Annotated in this window: 17 protein-coding genes; 5 read left to right on the forward strand and 12 right to left on the reverse strand. The window is 46.6% G+C overall.

Annotated elements, in window-relative coordinates; all coding sequences use genetic code 11:
* Positions 1 to 19: 19 nt before the first annotated feature.
* The 3 genes from G493_RS0103285 to G493_RS27595 form a co-directional block, all read right to left on the reverse strand.
* Positions 20 to 316 carry a chaperone NapD gene (locus tag G493_RS0103285; protein ID WP_028579227.1) on the reverse strand — a complete coding sequence of 99 codons (297 nt, stop codon included), beginning with the start codon at positions 314 to 316 and terminating at the stop codon, positions 20 to 22.
* A gap of 75 nt (positions 317 to 391) precedes the next feature.
* Positions 392 to 2,779 (reverse strand): molybdopterin oxidoreductase family protein, encoded by a 2,388-nt coding sequence (locus G493_RS0103290; RefSeq protein ID WP_028579228.1) that lies wholly within the window; start codon positions 2,777 to 2,779, stop codon positions 392 to 394.
* A gap of 37 nt (positions 2,780 to 2,816) precedes the next feature.
* Positions 2,817 to 3,197, reverse strand: coding sequence for a cytochrome c3 family protein (locus tag G493_RS27595; protein ID WP_232363708.1), 381 nt, complete (start codon positions 3,195 to 3,197; stop codon positions 2,817 to 2,819).
* Between the two features lie 1,024 nt (positions 3,198 to 4,221).
* Here G493_RS27595 and G493_RS0103305 point away from each other — a divergent pair.
* Complete coding sequence (locus G493_RS0103305; RefSeq protein WP_028579230.1) at positions 4,222 to 5,496, forward strand: 3-isopropylmalate dehydratase large subunit; 1,275 nt, start codon at positions 4,222 to 4,224, stop codon at positions 5,494 to 5,496.
* A gap of 18 nt (positions 5,497 to 5,514) precedes the next feature.
* Entirely contained in the window at positions 5,515 to 6,039 is a 525-nt protein-coding gene (locus G493_RS0103310; protein ID WP_028579231.1) for a 3-isopropylmalate dehydratase small subunit, read from the forward strand.
* 110 nt (positions 6,040 to 6,149) lie between these two features.
* On the opposite strand, the gene G493_RS0103315 is transcribed toward G493_RS0103310, so the two are convergent.
* Together G493_RS0103315 and G493_RS0103320 are read right to left on the reverse strand one after the other, a co-directional pair.
* Positions 6,150 to 6,350 carry a cold-shock protein gene (locus G493_RS0103315; protein WP_028579232.1) on the reverse strand — a complete coding sequence of 67 codons (201 nt, stop codon included), beginning with the start codon at positions 6,348 to 6,350 and terminating at the stop codon, positions 6,150 to 6,152.
* 140 nt (positions 6,351 to 6,490) lie between these two features.
* On the reverse strand, positions 6,491 to 7,735 hold the full coding sequence (locus G493_RS0103320; RefSeq protein WP_028579233.1) for a DEAD/DEAH box helicase: 1,245 nt from the start codon (positions 7,733 to 7,735) through the stop codon (positions 6,491 to 6,493).
* A gap of 461 nt (positions 7,736 to 8,196) precedes the next feature.
* On the opposite strand from G493_RS0103320, the gene G493_RS0103330 reads away from it, so the two are divergent.
* Both G493_RS0103330 and hisN read left to right on the forward strand, forming a co-directional pair.
* The gene (locus G493_RS0103330) at positions 8,197 to 8,742 is read left to right on the forward strand and encodes a hypothetical protein (protein WP_028579234.1); all 546 of its coding nucleotides are present in this window, start codon (positions 8,197 to 8,199) and stop codon (positions 8,740 to 8,742) included.
* A 121-nt stretch (positions 8,743 to 8,863) separates the two neighbouring features.
* Positions 8,864 to 9,673 (forward strand): histidinol-phosphatase, encoded by an 810-nt coding sequence (gene hisN / locus G493_RS0103335; RefSeq protein ID WP_028579235.1) that lies wholly within the window; start codon positions 8,864 to 8,866, stop codon positions 9,671 to 9,673.
* 481 nt (positions 9,674 to 10,154) lie between these two features.
* Here the strand turns inward: hisN and G493_RS0103340 are convergent, their stop codons facing one another.
* A complete protein-coding gene (locus G493_RS0103340) occupies positions 10,155 to 11,030 on the reverse strand; it encodes a formylmethanofuran dehydrogenase subunit E family protein (RefSeq protein ID WP_028579236.1) in 876 nt (291 codons plus the stop codon).
* Positions 11,031 to 11,804: 774 nt separating this feature from the next.
* Between G493_RS0103340 and G493_RS34765 the strand changes: the two genes are divergently transcribed.
* Positions 11,805 to 11,885: a PEP-CTERM sorting domain-containing protein gene (locus tag G493_RS34765; protein ID WP_408608798.1), complete on the forward strand. Its 81-nt coding sequence runs from the start codon at positions 11,805 to 11,807 to the stop codon at positions 11,883 to 11,885.
* A gap of 78 nt (positions 11,886 to 11,963) precedes the next feature.
* On the opposite strand, the gene G493_RS0103345 is transcribed toward G493_RS34765, so the two are convergent.
* The 6 genes from G493_RS0103345 to gnd all read right to left on the reverse strand — a co-directional run bounded on the left by G493_RS0103345 (position 11,964) and on the right by gnd (position 19,223).
* Positions 11,964 to 13,286: a TRAP transporter large permease gene (locus G493_RS0103345; protein ID WP_028579237.1), complete on the reverse strand. Its 1,323-nt coding sequence runs from the start codon at positions 13,284 to 13,286 to the stop codon at positions 11,964 to 11,966.
* A gap of 1 nt (position 13,287) precedes the next feature.
* On the reverse strand, positions 13,288 to 13,830 hold the full coding sequence (locus G493_RS27600) for a TRAP transporter small permease (protein ID WP_051308978.1): 543 nt from the start codon (positions 13,828 to 13,830) through the stop codon (positions 13,288 to 13,290).
* A 246-nt stretch (positions 13,831 to 14,076) separates the two neighbouring features.
* Positions 14,077 to 15,090 carry a TRAP transporter substrate-binding protein gene (locus G493_RS0103355; RefSeq protein ID WP_028579238.1) on the reverse strand — a complete coding sequence of 338 codons (1,014 nt, stop codon included), beginning with the start codon at positions 15,088 to 15,090 and terminating at the stop codon, positions 14,077 to 14,079.
* Positions 15,091 to 15,219: 129 nt separating this feature from the next.
* Positions 15,220 to 15,984, reverse strand: a complete 765-nt coding sequence (idnO, locus tag G493_RS0103360) for a gluconate 5-dehydrogenase (protein ID WP_028579239.1) — start codon at positions 15,982 to 15,984, stop codon at positions 15,220 to 15,222.
* A gap of 105 nt (positions 15,985 to 16,089) precedes the next feature.
* Positions 16,090 to 17,139, reverse strand: a complete 1,050-nt coding sequence (locus G493_RS0103365; protein WP_028579240.1) for a zinc-binding dehydrogenase — start codon at positions 17,137 to 17,139, stop codon at positions 16,090 to 16,092.
* 635 nt (positions 17,140 to 17,774) lie between these two features.
* On the reverse strand, positions 17,775 to 19,223 hold the full coding sequence (gnd, locus tag G493_RS0103375) for a decarboxylating NADP(+)-dependent phosphogluconate dehydrogenase (RefSeq protein WP_028579242.1): 1,449 nt from the start codon (positions 19,221 to 19,223) through the stop codon (positions 17,775 to 17,777).
* Between the last annotated feature and the right edge of the window lie 47 nt (positions 19,224 to 19,270).

A 19,270-nucleotide genomic window follows, 5' to 3' on the forward strand; every position in this document is an offset into this window, starting at 1 on the left:
GATTGAGTTTTTCGCTTTTTTAAACAGAAGGTGCCTTGAAACCAAATGGTTTTGTCGTTGTCTCCCCCCTGGCCATACGTTCAGCTTCATCTTCAATGTTGAGATAGGTCATGCCGATGTTGAGGATATGGTCGTGATTATTAAGGCGCTCGATGAGTTTTTCCATCTCTTCAGAGGAATCCGTCTCCAGGACAGTAACGATATTTCCTCTGTGGTCTGCGCCATGAATTTCTACAGATTTATAGGCATTCAGATTTTTAATAACCGTATATCTGTGTCCGGGACTGCAGCTTATAACAACACCGCTTATTGGCATGGTGCCTCCTGTGGTTATAACTGGCTGGTTAGGGTGAGCCGGCCATGATTGCTTATGACCGGCTCGTTCTTTTCATTATCCAACAAGATAGGGCTTCAGGGGTTGGGGGCCGGAAACCCTTTTAACCCTGACCGCACATATTTTGAATTCCGGTTCTTTGGAACCAGGGTCAATGGCATCCTTGGTTACCTTGTTGATCATCCGGTCCTTGTGCTGGTCGTGCCAGTAGGCGAAGACCATACCTTCCACCGGACCTTCATACACCTTGGCCGGCATAATGTTGACACCTCTTCGCGATGTCAGCTCAACCATGTCGCCCGGTTTAATGCCAAGCTTCTGTGCATCTTTGGGGTTTATCTCCACGTGTGCGTATGGGTTTGCCCGAAGGAGTTCAGGTACACGGCCGGTCATGGACATGGTATGCCAGTGATCGATGATGCGTCCGGTGGAGAGATAAAAGGGATATTCGCTGTCAGGTATTTCTTCGGGATCAGCCTGGTCACGTAGCCAGATCCACAGCTTACGATCCGGGTGGGCAGGACCGTAGAATTGATATGGCAGGTCGTCCTTGGATTCTGTATCAGCCATCGGGTCACGTCCCTTGACAAACTTCTTCACCGTGCCCCCGGTGAGGGCGTATTCTTCAGTAGGCGCTGGCCATTGAACACCGTCTTTCATCTGTTCAAGTACTTCGTAGGTTGCCCCCCGCAGATCGTTGTCACGATGGGCTGTGAGTTTTTGGGAATATTCGTTCCAGATAGCCTTGGGCAACTCGTATCCTTCCTCAAGCCCTTCAAATGGCTTGATGCATTGGGCAATGACCGGATCGTTTAATTTTTCGGAAAGTTTTCTGGCCCACTCACGGATAATCCAGACTTCGGGTTTAGCGTCTCCCGGTGGTTCGATAGCCTTTTTCGTTAGCTGTGAGCGCCTCTCTGTGCAGCCGTATACACCGGTTTTCTCGAAGTGGAAACAGGTGGGCAGTACAAGATTGGCGGTTTGCGTGGTCAGGGTGTGGAAGATATCGGTGGTGATGATAAATACATCTTCCCGGGCCATTCCCTTGTTATACAGATTGCAGTTGGGTAATGACTGTACCGGGCTGGTACAGTTGATCCAGATTGCCTTGATCCTGGCATCGTTTATGGCACTGAACATGGCCATTGTGTGCAGGCCGGGTTTGGGAGGAATACGACCTTGGGGAACTCCCCAGGCTTTTTCCACCTGGGTACGCATCTTTTCATTTGCCACCGGACGGTGCCCTGGCAGTATATGGCAGAGGCCCCCGCCTTCACGAACACCACCGCAGGCGTTGGGTTGACCGGTGAGGGAAAGGGAATCAGCACCGTCTTTGAGGAGCTGGCCTGTGAGTATATGCAGGTTGTGGACCAGGTTGTTGGCCCATACGCCTTGTTTGCGCTGATTAAGGCCCATGGTCCAGAGGCTGACGGTCCCCTTGGAGTTTGCAAACCATCTTGCCGTTTCTCGAACATCATCCGCGCTGAACGAGTTGCCACAGATTGTAACGACCTTTTCCGGTGTATACTCGGCAACCTGCGCTTTGTATGCCTCAAAGTCAACAGTCTCTTTACCGCTTTTAAAGGTGGTATATTTGTTAAGGAAATCTTCATCGTAGAGTTTCTCTTCGATGATTACGTTTGCCATGGCGTTAAGCAGAGCCAGGTCGGTGCCTGGTTTGAACTGCAGGTGTTTATCTGCAATTCTGGAGGTCTGAGAAAGTCGTGGGTCAACGTTGATTACTTTGACGGTATCCGGGTTGTCGAGCTTGCGTCGCATTATTCGCCGAAACAGGACAGGGTGAGCTTCAGCTGTATTGGAGCCAATGATAAAAAAACAGTGGGCTTTTTCGATGTCGGAGTAGCCACCGATCGGTTCGTCCGCTCCAAATGATGTAAGGTATCCGCCCACTGCACTGGCCATGCAGAGGCGTGGGTTACCCTCTACGTTGTTGGATTGCAGGCCCCCGCGCATGATTTTTTGAAAAAAATAGGTTTCCTCTGTGAGTGCCTGACCGGAGCCGTAATATGCCACGGCCTCGCCGCCTCCTTCCTTGTGCGCTTTGGCAAATTCGTCTGCTGCAATGTTGAGCGCCTCATCCCAGGAGATTTCCTTGAAGGTGTCGGTTTTCTTTTTGCGATATAGTGGCTTGACCAGGCGGTCCGGATGACCCATGCATTTCCAGAAATGCATGCCTTTCATGCAGAGGTATCCGAAATTGGTTCTAGCCTCGGGGACACCACGTAAGCCGACTGGGTTACCGTTTTTTACACCCAGTTCAACGCGGCAACCTACACCGCAAAGGCGGCAAGAGCCACGGTGCCAGCTGATATTTTCGTTGGCGTTTGCCACTGAACCCCTGTCGATGGACAGGTCCAGGCCTGCATAGGAGGCGGCGGAAAGTGCGGCTGCTTTTTTTATAAATTCTCGTCGTGTCTGTGCCATTCTATAGTCTCCTTCGTTATGTTCGCTATCTTTCCGGTTACTTCGCTGTTTTGAACGAGTGGGGCACATGACAGTCCCAGCACGGTTTGTCGGCGGGACATTTCTTCAGCATGTCCGCGTGGCAGGCCGCACAATCTTCGCGTTCTGGAGTAACTTTGAAGGTTTCGAAGGTTCCATGGCACTGATAACATTTTACCATGGCGAGCCCGTGGATCGAGTTGAACCATTCTTTTTGTAGATCAGGGGTTGTTTCACTGTGGCAGTCGGAGCATGGCATCAACATTTCCTGTTCTGTCAGGTCAGGATGGATAGTATTTTGAGGACTTCCTATGACGACCGGTGGGGCAGAAAAAATTAAAATCGTCAGAAGCAGCAGGAGTCTCTTTCTGGAAATCATTTTCTTTTCCTGTTTCACCATGTTTCTCCTTGTTCGGATTAAAGTGCTGATGCAGAAATATCAGAATATAATTTGCGTAGTCAGTCCTTTGCATACCGTGGTGGTACAGCAACGCATCTGTTGTATAGAGGTAACTGGCATAGAGGTAACTGGCCACAGTGCACCTGATCTGTCCGCGATCAGTCTGGCTTACGTATGACCCAATATGCCGGTCTGGTTGTGAAAACTTCAGGCACGCTGCAACGAGTTACAATTATAGGGGAATTGTTAGTCTCGGGCATTTCCCCTATGAGGATTTACCTATACAGAAAGCAATACCGGCCAGTAGTGAATGAAGACCGGCAAAAAGAAATATGACGTGTTACCCAAGATGGTAACGATAGTATATTGTATGCAGCCAAAAGACTCCCAGCGGTGGAATCAGGTTCTTCTGGCTGTTGTACATAACAAAGGGAGACACAAGAAGAAGAGAAATTCATACATCCGTCGCAATAACAGGCAACGTCTGTAATTCACTCTTGTTATGTTAACGTAGAATCGGTTTTGATGTCAAATTCACTCTCTGACAAAGTGATCAAATGTACTGAAATTCAGATTTATTCATTTATTATAGAAAGATCGCTTCTTTTGATATCGTGCTTCTATTCCTGTATGGAATCGTTGTTATAATAATTATGAATTTGAGTTATTGCGTGCAGTCATGTAGGGTAGTTCCAGCATAACGGTTTACCGGGAAATAGTAACTGATCACAGGTACTCCGCGAAGTCTCCCGCTGGTCGTTTATCTCTTTGCACGATCGCGGTTTCTCGCATAGATTGCCTAGCGGAGTCTCCGCTTACCTGGAGTCTCCGCTTACCAGCAAAAAACCGCGTTTGCCAAAATCTGAAGCACCTGTGACCAAGTTACCATAATACGGAAGACATGACCACCATGGGTGGCACAACTAAAGCACTTTGCAGGACTGACTGAAAAGACGCATGGCAAGTCTGATTCATGGTCGGTGATGTGAGGCGTTTCATCAGAAGAGTTTCAAGAGGTATTTTTATGGGAAAAACCATTGTAGAAAAAATATTTGCCGAGCATCTGGTTGATGTCCCTTTTGAGGATACTCAGGTTATAAAATTAGATGCGGTGTTCTGTCACGAGATCACCACCCCTATCGCAATCAATGATCTTGTTGCCAGGGGACTTGATCGCGTGTTTGATCCGGACAAAATCAAGGCTGTCATTGATCACGTTACACCTGCCAAGGACTCAAAGACGGCAACACAGGGAAAAATTCTCCGTGACTGGGCACGGCGCCACAATATTAAAGATTTTTTTGATATTGGACGCAACGGTGTCTGCCACGCCCTGTTCCCGGAAAAAGGTTTTGTTCGTCCGGGTTACACCGTGATAATGGGAGATTCCCATACCTGCACCCACGGAGCATTCGGCGCTTTTGCAGCAGGGGTCGGAACAACTGACCTGGCGGTAGGTATTTTGAAAGGTGTTTGTGCGTTTCGGACTCCACAGACCATGAAAGTTAATATCACCGGAAAGTTGCAGAAAGGCGTCTATGCCAAGGACCTCATCCTTTCCATTATCAGCAGGATCGGAGTAAACGGCGCTACCGGAAAGGTTATGGAATTTACCGGTGATGTGGTTGAGGAGCTGTCCATGGAAGCACGTATGACAATGTGCAACATGGCTGTAGAGGCTGGAGGGACCTGCGGTATCTGTGCTCCAGACATGACAACCGTGGAGTATCTGTGGCCGTTTATCAAGGATGAATTTTCTTCAAAAGAAGAAGCTCTCACCCAATATAGCCGCTACTGTGCCGATGCTGATGCTGTGTATGCGGAAACCGTGGAAATTGATGCATCAGAGATCGTGCCAATGTCTACCTTCGGGTACAAACCTGATCAGGTACGTCCTGTGAGTGAGATGAAAGGTACGGCCATTGATCAGGTTTATATCGGTTCCTGCACCAATGGTCGGATCGAAGATCTGCGGGCTGCTGCTGATGTGCTCAAAGGTAAGAAAATACATGACAGTATTCGAGCCATTGTTTCTCCTGCTTCCCCTGCAATTTATGCACAGGCACTGGAAGAGGGGATTATCAAAATATTCATGGATGCTGGTTTTTGTGTCACCAACCCAACCTGCGGGGCTTGTCTGGGGATGAGTAACGGGGTACTTGCAGACGGAGAGGTCTGTGTTTCTACGACCAATCGTAATTTCAGCGGACGTATGGGGAAAGGCGGCATGGTTCATTTGGTAAGCCCTGCCACTGCTGCGGCTTCGGCAATCAGCGGTCAACTGGATACAGCCCAATAAAGAGCAGGAGATAGTATTATGAAAAATTTCAGTGGCAAGGTCCTTTTTCTGGATCGTGACGATATAAATACAGATGAAATCATTCCAGCTAGATATCTTACCGAAAACAGTAAGGAAGCACTGCAGCCTTACTTGCTGGAGGATCTTGAAATGACTGGTTTTGATCCCAGGCAGGATATAGCCGGCAAGGCAGCTATTGTCACCCGTGATAATTTCGGCTGCGGCTCTTCCCGGGAGCATGCTCCATGGGCATTGGAGGTGAACAACATTAATATAGTTATAGGTGTTGGCTTTGCCCGTATTTTCAGACAGAATATGTATAACTGCGGTTTAATGGCAGTGCAGCTTCCCAGTGACACCATTGAACAGCTCTTTGCACGTTTTGCAGGCAAGGATACAACAGTAACGACTGATTTTGAAAAGAGAAAACTGGTTTTTTCTGCTGGGGATCAGGTGGAAGAACTTGAGTTTGAATTGGGCGGCTTTGATAAGGCGCTGGTTGAAGCCGGCGGCTGGATTGGATATGCCGACGAAAAGTATTAACGATCAGCCTGGTTACGTATCACATAATACGCTGCGTCAGGTCTGCTAGCGAAAAAAAAAGCTCCGTATTGTACAATGCGGAGCTTCATGCCATTGGCTATATGTCGTTCTTATAACTGAACAACATTTGCAGCAGCTGGGCCTTTAGCGCCATCAACTACTTCAAAGCGAACCCGTGCATTTTCTTCCAGTGTTTTAAAACCCTGGGCCTGGATTGCTGAATGATGAACAAAGACATCTTTGCCGCCATCCTGCTCGATGAAACCAAAACCCTTTGAATCGTTAAACCACTTAACTGTTCCTTCTACCATTGAGTACTACTCCTTTCTAGGTCACCCCGCTCGGGGCTTTTTGGTGTATGATCAAACTGTAACGTTTCAGTTTGATCGGTAACTCCATAGTAAAACAATATGGAATTACCATTGTTAAATCATTAAATTATTGCAATGAATTATCCGGCAATGGGAGAAACCACCTTGCTGCGACGACTCCTCATTTTGCCTGGACGTTTTGTTGATTTGCTGTTCGCTGCCTTGTTGTGAGTTTTGGTCGCAGGGCGCGGTGCAGTATTTTTTTCTTTTCTCTCTGGCAACTCAAATGTTTCGTTAGTCATTTTGATACCGAGTTTACGTTCAACATTGCCGATCATTGCCATGTCACCCTGGTCAGCAAAAGAGATGGCATGACCGTGTTTTTTTGCTCTTCCGGTTCGGCCTGTTCGATGTGTGTACGTTTCCGCCGTATCCGGCACGTCATAATTTACAACATGGGAGATGTTGCTCACGTCAATCCCCCTGGCAGCTATATCCGTTGCAACCAATACGCTGTAGGTGCCGTTGCGAAAACCGTCCATTGCGTGTTTACGCTTTGACTGAGACATGTTGCCTTGCAATGCCACTGCCTTGTAACCGGATTTCTCCAGTTGTTGTGCAAGGTTTTTGGCCTTGAATTTGGTACGGGTGAAAATCACTGTACTTGTCATTTCTTTGTCGCGCAGCAAGTGCTTCAGGAGCTCTGTTTTTCGAGACGTGGAAACCTTGTATAATCCATGGGAAATAGTTTCTGCAGGCTCACTGTGTTTGACCTGTACTTTAACCGGATCAACCAGGATATTTGCTATAAGAGCGCGAATCGCTTTTGGCATGGTGGCAGAAAAAACAAGGTTTTGCCGTGTTTTCGGTAATTGACGAATTATTTTTTTAATGTCTGGAAGAAAACCCTGGTCGAACATGTGATCAGCTTCATCAAGAACCAAGGTTTTTACACTATTGAGCGAAATATCTGGTTCTGAGAGGAGGTCAAGCAATCTTCCCGGACAAGCGACGATAATATCTGCACCTGAGCGCAGCCCTTTAAGCTGAGGATGTTTGCCTACACCACCATAAATGACTATGCTGCGTAATCCTGTTTTTTGGGCCATGCTTTGAACATTCTGGTGGATCTGTTCTGCAAGTTCTCTTGTGGGAGCTATGATAACAGCCTGGGTTCCACTGTGTTGGGTGTGTAGCAAGGATTGCAATATCGGTAAAACAAATGCAGCGGTTTTACCTGTGCCCGTTTGGGCAAGCCCCACACAATCCCGACCAGCCAGGATGGGTGAAATGGCCTGTTCCTGGATTGGTGTTGGTGTGGAATAGCCGCAAGCAGCAATATTTTTTTCTAATTGTGTGGAAAAATTAAATTTTTTAAAACTCATCAACGCTCCAACGTACTTTGGATACACATTCAACAGGTGCACCCATTTCCGAAAAAAATCCTGTGTATTTGCTAATCTTCAAAATATACGAACACCGTATATGGTTAGCTTTCGGCATGATTTGTTGCCGATTTTCAGCGAGTAACATTCATACCGTTTTTCCTATGTAAGTATGCAGTATGAACATCTGTGCTGACGAACTACGTTGGATAAATAACGGAGTTGACGAGGACTACAAAAATGGACCTTACTTTTACTTGTAATGGAATGGTATATAACATACACCTTTTTCAGATAAATACAACCTGTAAATAGGTAGGGCATGTTTTTTTAGCAAAAAAGAGAAGGCTTTGTTATATTTTTGAAAGAGAATTTTTCCACACAGTTGTTGCTTTTAGTGCATACAGGATGTTTTAGGCATTCGTAAATATTGAACAAAAGTTTTGCTGAAGGATAAAGTCATGATCGAGTTGTTCAGGCAACTGAATACCCAACTGTTTATTTTTGCGTTGTTCATCATCGGTGGTTTTCTTTTTGCCACAGATTGGGCGAGCAAAGAGGAAAAACAGACAAAACAGCTACTGAATCAGTGGGCTGAAAAATTAGACCGTCAGACCACCAAGGCTGGCACCTATATTCAATGGGAAAAAGAGGAACTGCCTGTCACCGATGGATGGGGAACTCCTTTACGGGTGTACTATAAAAATGAGGGCATAGCGGAAGTACTCTATGTCACATCGGCAGGTCAGGATGCTGTGTGGGATTCAGCGGATGACCTGCATGAAACCAGGATGCAGGTTAATGGTAAAGGTATTGGAGAGGGCATTAAGGCCAATACCGCTATTATCGCTAAAGAGGCAGTAAAAGGAACAGCTGCAGGAATCAAGGAAGAGGCTTCAGGTGCTGCCAGAAGTGTGAAAGACAAGTTTCTCCACCTGAAAGATACAACAAAGGAAAAAATACATAACTTGAGACAAGGCGATGCAAAAGTAGATGAAGCCGAATAATATGTCGTAGTCTATAGGTAACTACTCACAGAGGAGACAGGTAAGCTTGAAGATCTCCCATATTTGTAACCAGTTACGTCTATAGTTTTGTAATTGTTTATGGCGGAGAAGAAAGAAGTATATGGAAACACAACTGAATCTGACTGAAAATATATCCGTATTCTCGCAATTTGCAGCTGATATTGCTCGCAAAGGTGGAGAATGTGCAAAACAGTTGTTCAGAAGTAACTGTACTGTTGATGTGAAAACGGATAAGAGTCCTGTCACCACTGCGGATCGTAATACAGAGGCCCTGTTGCGCAAGAGTATCCAGGAGCGTTACCCTGATCACGGTATTTTGGGCGAAGAGTATGGAGATGACAACCTCCAGGCAAAGTATGTCTGGTCCCTGGATCCAATAGACGGAACTCGCAGCTTTATCAGCGGTCATCCTGTCTGGGGGACGCTGGTCGCCCTTTTGCACGAGCAGGTTCCTGTGGTTGGCGCTGTGGAAATGCCTGCCCTTACAGAGTCCTGGAACGCTTTTCTCGGTGGAGGGTGTTACTTTACAGATCGTGACGGAAACAGGAACCGTTGCACTGTAAGCAGATGTGCTCGAATAGAAGATGCCACCCTGTGCACAACCTCACCCCTCTATTTCCATGAAAGTGAAAAACCGGTCATCTGGAAACTCATAGAAACCGTTGGTGATTCGAGATTTGGAGGAGACTGTTATATCTATTGCCTGCTGGCTTCCGGTTTTGTTGATCTTGTAGTGGAGTCTGAGTTGCACCCTTTTGATTACCTGCCCCTTGTTCCCATCATTCAAGAAGCTGGCGGGGTTATCACTGACTGGCTGGGGCAACCTCTTACAGCTCAATCAACGGGTCAGGTCATAGCTGCCGCAACCAGGGAACTGCACCAGCGGACTCTGGATTTGCTTAATGGTTAGGAGCCTATCCATAAATGGGCTTTTCGGCGTTTCGTTCCTCGCTTACCTGTCTCGTTTTTGCGTTATGCTCAAAATTGTATCCTCGAAGGTAAGCGCAGACTCCGATATCAGCTCTATGTCTGTGGTAAAATTTATCGCATGCCTCGGAGTCTACGCTTACCCAAACTTGAGCAAAAATTCTCATTTTTGGACATGCGCTGTTTAAATAATGGTTTTTGTTCAAATAATTACCGTAATATTTGCATGATACAATAAATATTGTTGAGATTAAGGAGCCTGGCGTTGTATTATTCGTGCTCTCATCACTGAGATTTCAATATAAACATTGTTTATATTGGTCAATCTTTTTTGAGAGGCTCAACGCCAAGCTCACAGGTGTTAACAGGGCAGGGGAGGCAGTCCTGGAGCTAAGGTGCTGGCATTAAAAATGCCAACCATTTTAAACCACACATAAAATCTTGCAAGCGGTACTACACGTGGTTCATTTTCCTTCTAGAACAGGTCTTTCACGGTAAGGATAGTTTTTGAGACGGATATCTCCGCGTTTATGAGGATTGGCTACTGTTTTTGTTGTATCAACCCAATCCTCCCATTTGAAGTTCTCTATGATTTCAGCCTGATAACTTTCACTCAGTGGACGACTCAGAATATCGTTGACATGTTGCCACTGATAGTAACGCATGAGATCTACCTGATAAGGGTCAGGATGTCCTTTTGCATTTTTGACGACTCTCTTCAGATCAATGACTTTCTGCATATCAACCTTTGTCTTCCATGTGATCTCACCTGGAAGAACAACCGGTTCGTCAGGGATGTTGTTGATTCCTTTTTTCCATGTTGCCAGAACAGCGACTCCGGTATCCTCACGATACAGGATAATCGCATGATTATAATCGTTATTCTTAAAGAACCCCAGATTGCCGTATTGGAGACGTGCCCCGGTAAGAAAAGCCAGCCCGTCCGACCAGCAGGGCCCTGTTCCTGAAATCCCTTTAAGCACACTCCTGTCTATGATTCCGTCAGGGAAAAGGATATTGAAAGCCGTTTTACAGCAATTGGCAACATGTGTAATTCCTTCACAATCATGACCATGCCATTTGACAATGTCTTTTATCGTCACCGCATAGGTACGCTGATAATACCGTCCCTGAGTACCTTTGGTTGCAAGAATCTCGAATACGGGGGCATATGGCATGGCGACCATAGGGGCATACCAGGTCGGTATCTGGTCCGGTTGGGTCACACCGGTTTCTATAAATATATTGACGCCCTGCTTATAGGTAGGTTCCTGGCACCAGGATGACGAGTAGGTCAGCATTAAAATCATTGTCAGCAAAGAAACCGGTTTCAATCTCATTTTTTCATTTCTCCTTTTTGCCTAAAATCAGAATAGTAGTGAAATTTTAGCTACATAACGGGAAGGTTGGTCGCGGAGCGCAACGGAGTCAGTGGAAACTTCTCGTTCTTCCGTGTTAGCAGTGTTCCCAAAGGATCAAAAGATTACAAAAAATCATGCGATGGCTATCAAAATAGCTGCGGTAGATTTTTCAGTATTTTCAATATGTAGCTGATAATACACTGGAGGTGCCTGTAATTCTACAGGTCTGTATATTTTCCCGGCTTGCTCAAGGATCTATGCACATCTCAATCCCTGCATAAGCAGGCTACTTTTACCAAATGAAGACTGTAATACGCTAATATTTTATCAAAAATTATCGATTATTCTTGGTATGAGCTGATATGAACTTTGTATTTATCATTATGCCGGGAATGATCAACGGGGCTTCTATGCTTTTTCTATTGGAGGTGCGTAGCTGGTAATGTGTATACAGGCCTGGTGATGACAGCAAACACTGTTTATGAAATATCGTTGATCTTCAATACAGTAACTGGTCACGACTGCTTCGGCTTTGTGCAAGCGCAGTTTTATTTCGCCGGTTAGCGAAGATTCCAGGTAAGCGGAGACTCCGTGAAGTATCTGTGATCAGGTACTAACTACTTATACAGGGCCGTGGCCAACATGGATCAGTTTGCGAGGCGACTATGATCCAACATCACAGGACTATGGGGAGGCAGGCACTTTTTCTTAAGGCCAGAATATAGTAATGCATGCGACTGGTGATTTTGAAGTATCTCTACTGAACCAGCCACCATGCTTCTTTTCGGCGCTGGTATAGTTGGCCTGTATATTGTTGTGAGAAGAAAAAAATAGATATTCCGATTTACCCAAAAACTGACACAGGGCCTTAAAGGCCCTGTGAACTGTATATTTATTCGGACTAACAGTGATTCAGGTATAAATCCACTTTACCACACCTGGGAAAATAATGAGTATGGCCAGGGTGATCACCTGCATGGTGATAAATGGCCATACTGATTTGAAAATATCCGTGAGTTCTATTCCTTCTGGAGCGACACTCTTCAGGTAAAAGGCAGCCGGGCCAAAGGGCGGACTTAAAAACGATACTTGCATGTTGACACAGAACAGGACGCCAAACCAGATTGGGTCGTATCCCAGATTGGTAATAATGGGGACAAAGATTGGCATTGTAAGCATAGCGACACCTATCCAGTCCAGAAACATTCCCAGGATAAGCAGGATAAACATCATAATCAGGATGGTGAAAATTGGCGGCATGTTCAGCCCCATGAACAGGTTGTGTATAAAAATATCCCCGCCCATCAGGTTGTAGACACCTATGATCATGGTGGCGCCAATTCCAACCCAGATAATCATGCCAACGGTATTCATGGTGTGTTTGAGAGAATCGAAAATAATGGCAAAAGTGAGTTCTCTTCGAATAGCGGCGGCAATAGCAACTCCGACCACACCCACGCATGCGGCCTCGGTAACAGAAGCAATACCTGCATAAATACTTCCCAGAATCCAGACAGCGATGAGGATCGGGATTAAGATATCCATAAACATTTTTTTCAGGTCAGCACGGGTCATCTGGTCCATTTCACTCTTGTCCATGGCTGGGCCATAATCGGGGCGAATTTTACACAGGACCAGGATATACACCATGTACATGCCTGAAAGAATAGTTGCGGCAGGTATGGCAGCAAGAAACAGGTCGCCAATGGAAACGTTTGAAGTCATGCCGTAAATAATCAACACGATGCTTGGAGGCACCATGGTGCCAAGTGCACCGCCGCCTACCACCGTTCCTATGGCAAGTTTTTGGTTATACCCCAGGCGAAGCATCTGCGGCAGGGCCAACATGCCCAGCAACACGGTCTCGCCTCCGATAATACCTGACATGGAAGCCAGAATCACTGCCACAATCATGGATTGAATGGCAACACCGCCCCGTATGCGACCGGCCATTACCCGCATGGCATTGTAGAGGTCTTTGGCAATACCTGTTTTATCCAGCATTGTTGCCATGAGTACAAACATGGGGACTGCAATAAAAGTATATGAGGTTGTGAAATCACTGACACGGGCAGCAACCATCTGCATCATGGCTACGTTACCGAACCACAGGTACGACATGGAAAGGGCAATAAAACCGGTTAGGAAGCCAAGCGGCATCCCGACAAAAAGTAATGACAGCATCATCAGAAAGATGATTAATGTACCGGTGGCGATCCCCAAGGCGCTCAGCATGTTACTCTCCCTTTTTTGCGGCGATATGTTCTTTTTTGGCCTCTCCATAAGACATCACATGACGTAGCAGATGAAGAATAACCAAAAAGACAAGCATGACACAGGTCAGGAAGAAAAAGCCCTTGTTCAAGGCCGGAAACGGCATATCCAGAGCTGATCCCGATGTTTGCATGCGGAATTTTCCAAATGGAGAAATGAATGCGTCTTTGGCTGAAAGAAATGCCCCATAGGTCATCATGATCGCGAAAACCAGGGTACATATTTCGACGAAGAGGGTCGTGTACCAGCGAATAATAACCGGAAAACTGTCAGCTATGAACGTCATGGCAATATGTTTTTCCGAGGCGTAAACAGAGATACCTCCAAACAGCATGGCCAGACTGACCAGAAATGAGGTGGTCTCATGCACCCAGATGGTGGGCGAGTTGAAAACGTATCTCATTATCACTTCAAAAAAGCTAATACAGACTACGACCAGAAACAGGACAGAAACAAAATGGCCAAGACGAATAAAGATCCGGTCGATTACCAGGCTCTTTTTCATGGAGAACTCCCTGTATACGAACCAAAAATATCCCGTTCGGGACGACGTATCTGTAGCCACGGACGGTGATGTCTCACATCTCGAAAAGCAGATTTGCTGTAACCGCTTCCCTGCATAACCCGACCAGGCGCTTCAGCACATAATCAACAACAGCGTAGTGACCTGTTTGAAGTGCCTGGGCACTGAATAAGCGGTTACAGTTTTTGGGTTACGTCTGTTTTTTCATATCCCGATGAACTGTTACGATTAATTCATCCCCTGAGATGTCAAAAACTCTTGCAGGGCATCGTAATACATCTTGCCGATTTCAGACTTGTTTGCAATATCTTCCCAGATTTCACGGGCATTAGCGCGAACCTTGGCTTTTTCTTCATCACTCCAGGCAATGGGAGTAACACCTTCTTTGATCGCTTTGCTGTATGCGATGCGATCTTCGTAATGGGGTTTCAGGAGTGAATCCAGAGCCAGTCCTTTGAAGAACATTTGCAGAAATACCTTGTCGTTTTCAGGCAGGGCATTCCATTTTTTCAAGTTCATGATGATGTGTACAGTAGGGGAAGAGTGAATTCCCGGGTAGATAGGGTATTTGGCTATGGCATGGACACCCTGCTGCTGATTATTGGAAAACGTGGAGAAGTCAGCGGCATCGATAACTCCTTTTTCAAGAGCTGTATAGATCTCTGAACCTGGAAGTCCGACGGGGGCTGCACCCATTTTAGCAAATAATTTGTGGATTGGTCCGGATGGCGCACGCATTTTTACGCCCTTGAAGTCTTCCACTTTGTGCAGCGGCAGTTTGGAAGGAAGGGATTCTGCGCCGGTAACACACACGCCGATCAGTTTGGCGCCGTATGCCTGGAATATTTTATCTACAACCTCAAGGCCACCGCCGAAATAATAGAATTTCAGAATATCTTCATCGCTGTTCCATGCGCTGATGGTGTCTCCAATTAAACCGAATCCTGCGTCATCGCCAGCGTAATGGGCTGATGTGGATACCGCACCATCGATAATGCTGTTTCTTACTCCGGTCAACAGGTCTGAAGATTTGACAACCGCGTCAAGGGGCAGCAGGTCAATTTTGATACGACCGTTGGATGCAGTCTCCACCGAATCAGTCCACTGCTTCTGGACCAGAAATGCCTGTTCTCCTGCAGCATTTGTGCTGGCAAATTTAAGATTGACGTCAGCTGCAAAAACAGTCGTCGCCATGCATGAAAACGACAGAATCAAGGCACCAACTTTGGATAATGTTTTCATTATTCTCCTCCTGTGTTTGTTGTACCGGGAAGACAGTATTCACCTGAACTTCAACAGACCTCCTCTCCAGATAAACACCGGCTTGCATGGGCCCTGCATGTTGTGAGGGCCTTTTATAAATGTTCGGCTTTAAACTGCCGCTAACATACCTCCATCAACAAAAATCAGATGACCGTTAACAAAGTCAGAGGCCTTGGAACTGAGAAATACCGCTGCTCCTATCAGTTCTTCGGGATCACCCCAACGATTGGCAGGCGTCCGGTTGCAGAGCCATGCGCTGAACTCCTTGTCTTCAACCAGGGGTTTGGTCATATCACTCTTGAAATAACCTGGGGCAATGCCATTTACCTGAATATTATAGCGTGCCAGTTCCACGCACATTCCCCTGGTCATCATTTTTACAGCCCCCTTGGAAGCTGCATAGGGGGTGATGGTGTCACGTCCCAGTTCAGATTGCATGGAGCAGATATTGATGATCTTGCCCGCCTGCCGCTCGACCATATATTTTCCTACCACCTGGGAAACAAGGAAAACGGATTTCTGATTGACCTCGATGATTTCATCCCATTCTTCTTCAGGAAATTCAAGAAACGGGTGTCTGCGCTGAATTCCGGCATTATTGATAAGAATGTCAATCTGGCCAATGGTCTTTTCGATGGTTTCCACTCCGCTTATAATCGCCTTTTTGTCACGAACATCAAAGGCCACGGCACTGGCATCATATCCTTCTACCACCAGCTCCTGAGCAGCCTGTTCCGCACGTTCCTGGGTCGTACCATTGATGACAATACTTGCCCCATGGGCAGCAAGGCCTCTGGCAAGCAGGTTGCCAATTCCCCTAGTTGAACCGGTAACCAGCGCTCTTCGGTTGGAGAGGTCAAAAAGATTTTTCATGATCAATCATTTCCTTTTGCAATTGTATCTTGTGTTAGCGTTGTGGTTCAAACTGTATGTTACCGTTGTACCTATTTTATCACGTGCTTTTCGCGGGAAAGATATCTACTCATCAAATGATATCTGAACCTTGAAAGCCTGGGTTTTATCAGCGGCATAGGTAATAGCCTCAACAATATCCCGGTAATCAAATACTCGGGTGAGCAGCGGGCCTGGATCAATCAGGCCTTTTTCCAACCATTGCACGGCAGTGATGAATTCATCTTTGAAGCGAAATGCTCCGGCATAGCGGATTTCCTTGGCCAGAAATCTGGTAACAGGTATGTCTGCCATTCCAGGACTCATGCCTACCTGGATCATTGTGCCACCGGCTTTGGTATAATCTATGTTGGCCTGAATAGCCGGGATTGCGCCGGATGCTTCAAAGCTGGCGTCAAAATATCCTTTTTTATCCGTAAAACCCGCCAAGACACTATCGTCTGGTGCGTATGCCCTGTCAGCCCCCATGGTCAAAGCCAGGTCACGATTTTTTCCAACAGGATCGGTCGCGATAATTTCGGCTGCACCTGCAGTTCTGCAGGCTGCGATGATAAGTGCGCCGATTGGGCCTGATCCGGTAACCAGGATCTTTTTACCAAGGACATTTCCTGCCTGATTCAAGGCGTGGATGGCAACAGCCAGTGGTTCACAGAACGCCATGATGGAGTCATCTTTTTGTCCATCATAGGGGACACATTGGTCAGGACGAACCGCTACATATTCCGCAAAACCACCATCGACATGGGGGGTAAGCATGGCACTGCCGAAAAATCGCATGTGCAGGCACAGGTTGCTGTTTCCTGAGAGACAAAATGCACAGGCGTTGCACGGACGGCTTGGGTTGACTGCAACATGCACCTGTTGCCCCGTGTCAGGGTCTTCCGTTGTGCCAATGACTTCATGGCCTAAAACCATAGGGTGTTTGAGCAGAAAGTCACCTACACCTCCATGCTGAAAATAATGAATATCAGAGCCACAGATACCACCGCGGCTGATTTTTACGAGCACCTCTTCGGCTGGATTGTATTCCAGCTTTTTGGGACTGATGGAAAGATCGTGTTTACCTTTGATATAACAGGCATTAAAAGTGATTTCTCGGCTTTCGGTTGGATGCATCTGAAAATCTCTATGACATTGTATGGATGCCAGGGGATAACTTTTTGACCAGGCATTGACAATCAATGTGTAAATAAAATATTTTTTATAGCGTTAAAAAATCATATTATTTTCGTTTGTAAAGCATCTGTACACTGAATCTCTGGGTATCGTCAATAAAAAAACAGGCGAATTGGTACGGGGATGCCCGTAAAAATGGCTCATCAGGTGATTTGGGCAATATTCCCGCTAATGGCGAGTTCAGGAGGGGATGGTGGGAAAGGTTGAGTGGATAAACCGCTGAAGACGTATTTTATTTTCTTATGAAAATCATTTTTGATGGTGTGTCGTCTCAACGATATAACGCCGTCATCACAAAGGGGGGAAGAAACAAGCCGAAGCAGGGAAAACAAAATTGCTGCCATTGACTGCTGCAATGTGGTGGGAATAGGACGGGGCTGAAACCATATTTTGCATTCTTACCAAGGAGGTATGCAGGAGCGGTAGGAAGTACAAAACCGGTTCAGCCCAGTTTCGATATTAAGAGCTTTTCAACAATCAGGACGAGTTATAGCCTGTCCAATCCATGTTCGCCGGATTCTGCTCATCCAACGGGCGTGGAATATGCTGGCAGACGATTCCTCGTATTCCGTAAATTACTTGGAATACGCTGTGGAGGTCGTGTCGCCGCCAGTTCCGGTCCAGTTTGTGTGGAACCATTCACCCCTGGGCCTGTCTGTACGTTCGTACATGTGCGCGCCAAAATAGTCACGCTGTGCCTGAAGCAGGTTTGCCGGCAATCTTTTTGTTCTCAGTCCGTCAAAATAGGCGAGGCTTGCGCTATGGCAGGGCAGGGGAATGCCCGCTTTCACGCCTGTCGCAAGTACCTCACGCAAACTGGCATGGCCTTTTTGCAGAGTGTCGGTAAAGTAGGGTGCAAGAAGCATGTTGGCAGGATATTTATCTCCCTGGTATGCTTCGGCAATATGATCAAGAAAAACAGAGCGGATTATGCAGCCACCTCTCCAAATGCGGGCGATGGAAGCAAAGTCCAGTCCCCAGTTAAATTCCTGGCTCGCTGCCTGGAGGAGGCCAAATCCCTGCGTGTAGGAAATGATTTTGGCGCAGTAGAGAGCTGTGCCAAGGTGGTCGAGCATGTGCTGAACGTTTCCATCAAATGCAGGAGTCGGTATGTGAAAGGTGTCTGCAGCAAGGGTGCGAAGCTCTGTATTGCTGGATAAGCATCTGGCAAAGACTGATTCCGAGATCAGAGATAGTGGAACACCACTGTCCAGAGCTGCGTTAACAGTCCATTTACCTGTTCCTTTCTGTCCAGCAGCATCAAGTATTTTATCCAGCAGCGGTGCGCCGTCTTCATCTTTGTGAGAAGTTATCTCAGCTGTTATTTCAATGAGGTAGCTGTTCAGATCTCCCTGTTGCCAGTTGGCGAATGTGTCGTGAATGGCAGAGTGATCCATACCAAGGACATCTTTCATGAACTGGTATGCTTCGCAGATCAATTGCATGTCGCCATACTCAATGCCGTTGTGAACCATTTTTACAAAATGTCCGGCACCTTCAGGGCCCATCCAGGCGCAACAGGATGACCCATCTTCAAGTTGGGCAGATGTTGCTGTAAAAATGTCCTTAACCAGGGGCCAGGCCTCAGCCGATCCTCCGGGCATGATGGATGGACCTTTGAGTGCACCCTCTTCTCCGCCTGAAACACCTGTGCCTATATAGAGCAGGCCTCGTTCCCTGAGCATTGCAAGGCGACGGTTGGTGTCATGGTAGTTGGAGTTGCCGCCATCAATTATAAGGTCTCCGGCTTCAAGGAAAGGTAACAGTTGCTCGATGAACTGATCTACCGGGTTTCCGGCCTTGAGCATCATCATTATTCGTCTTGGGCGTTCAAGACTGTCGACAAAATCCTTAATTTCTGTGAATCCATGAATTTTGTCATTTTTTCCCCGGCCATTCACAAATTTTTCAGTCTTGCTGGATGTGCGATTGTACACTGAGACCGAATATCCTTTGGATGCCATGTTGAGAACCAGGTTCTCTCCCATGACTGCAAGGCCTGCGATTCCGATAGTTTGCTTCATTGTTTTTTCGCTCATGTGTTTATAGCTGTCTGAAAGTTGATTGGTGA

The organism is Desulfogranum japonicum DSM 18378 (genome assembly GCF_000429945.1).
Classification (GTDB): domain Bacteria; phylum Desulfobacterota; class Desulfobulbia; order Desulfobulbales; family Desulfobulbaceae; genus Desulfogranum; species Desulfogranum japonicum.

Excerpts from the sequence above, each read along its gene's own strand:
- G493_RS0103285 (WP_028579227.1), bottom strand. The coding sequence starts at position 316 with ATGCCAATAAGCGGTGTTGTTATAAGCTGCAGTCCCGGACACAGATAT.
- G493_RS0103290 (WP_028579228.1), bottom strand. The coding sequence starts at position 2,779 with ATGGCACAGACACGACGAGAATTTATAAAAAAAGCAGCCGCACTTTCC.
- G493_RS27595 (WP_232363708.1), bottom strand. The coding sequence starts at position 3,197 with ATGGTGAAACAGGAAAAGAAAATGATTTCCAGAAAGAGACTCCTGCTG.
- G493_RS0103305 (WP_028579230.1), top strand. The coding sequence starts at position 4,222 with ATGGGAAAAACCATTGTAGAAAAAATATTTGCCGAGCATCTGGTTGAT.
- G493_RS0103310 (WP_028579231.1), top strand. The coding sequence starts at position 5,515 with ATGAAAAATTTCAGTGGCAAGGTCCTTTTTCTGGATCGTGACGATATA.
- G493_RS0103315 (WP_028579232.1), bottom strand. The coding sequence starts at position 6,350 with ATGGTAGAAGGAACAGTTAAGTGGTTTAACGATTCAAAGGGTTTTGGT.
- G493_RS0103320 (WP_028579233.1), bottom strand. The coding sequence starts at position 7,735 with ATGAGTTTTAAAAAATTTAATTTTTCCACACAATTAGAAAAAAATATT.
- G493_RS0103330 (WP_028579234.1), top strand. The coding sequence starts at position 8,197 with ATGATCGAGTTGTTCAGGCAACTGAATACCCAACTGTTTATTTTTGCG.
- hisN (WP_028579235.1), top strand. The coding sequence starts at position 8,864 with ATGGAAACACAACTGAATCTGACTGAAAATATATCCGTATTCTCGCAA.
- G493_RS0103340 (WP_028579236.1), bottom strand. The coding sequence starts at position 11,030 with ATGAGATTGAAACCGGTTTCTTTGCTGACAATGATTTTAATGCTGACC.
- G493_RS0103345 (WP_028579237.1), bottom strand. The coding sequence starts at position 13,286 with ATGCTGAGCGCCTTGGGGATCGCCACCGGTACATTAATCATCTTTCTG.
- G493_RS27600 (WP_051308978.1), bottom strand. The coding sequence starts at position 13,830 with ATGAAAAAGAGCCTGGTAATCGACCGGATCTTTATTCGTCTTGGCCAT.
- G493_RS0103355 (WP_028579238.1), bottom strand. The coding sequence starts at position 15,090 with ATGAAAACATTATCCAAAGTTGGTGCCTTGATTCTGTCGTTTTCATGC.
- idnO (WP_028579239.1), bottom strand. The coding sequence starts at position 15,984 with ATGAAAAATCTTTTTGACCTCTCCAACCGAAGAGCGCTGGTTACCGGT.
- G493_RS0103365 (WP_028579240.1), bottom strand. The coding sequence starts at position 17,139 with ATGCATCCAACCGAAAGCCGAGAAATCACTTTTAATGCCTGTTATATC.
- gnd (WP_028579242.1), bottom strand. The coding sequence starts at position 19,223 with ATGAAGCAAACTATCGGAATCGCAGGCCTTGCAGTCATGGGAGAGAAC.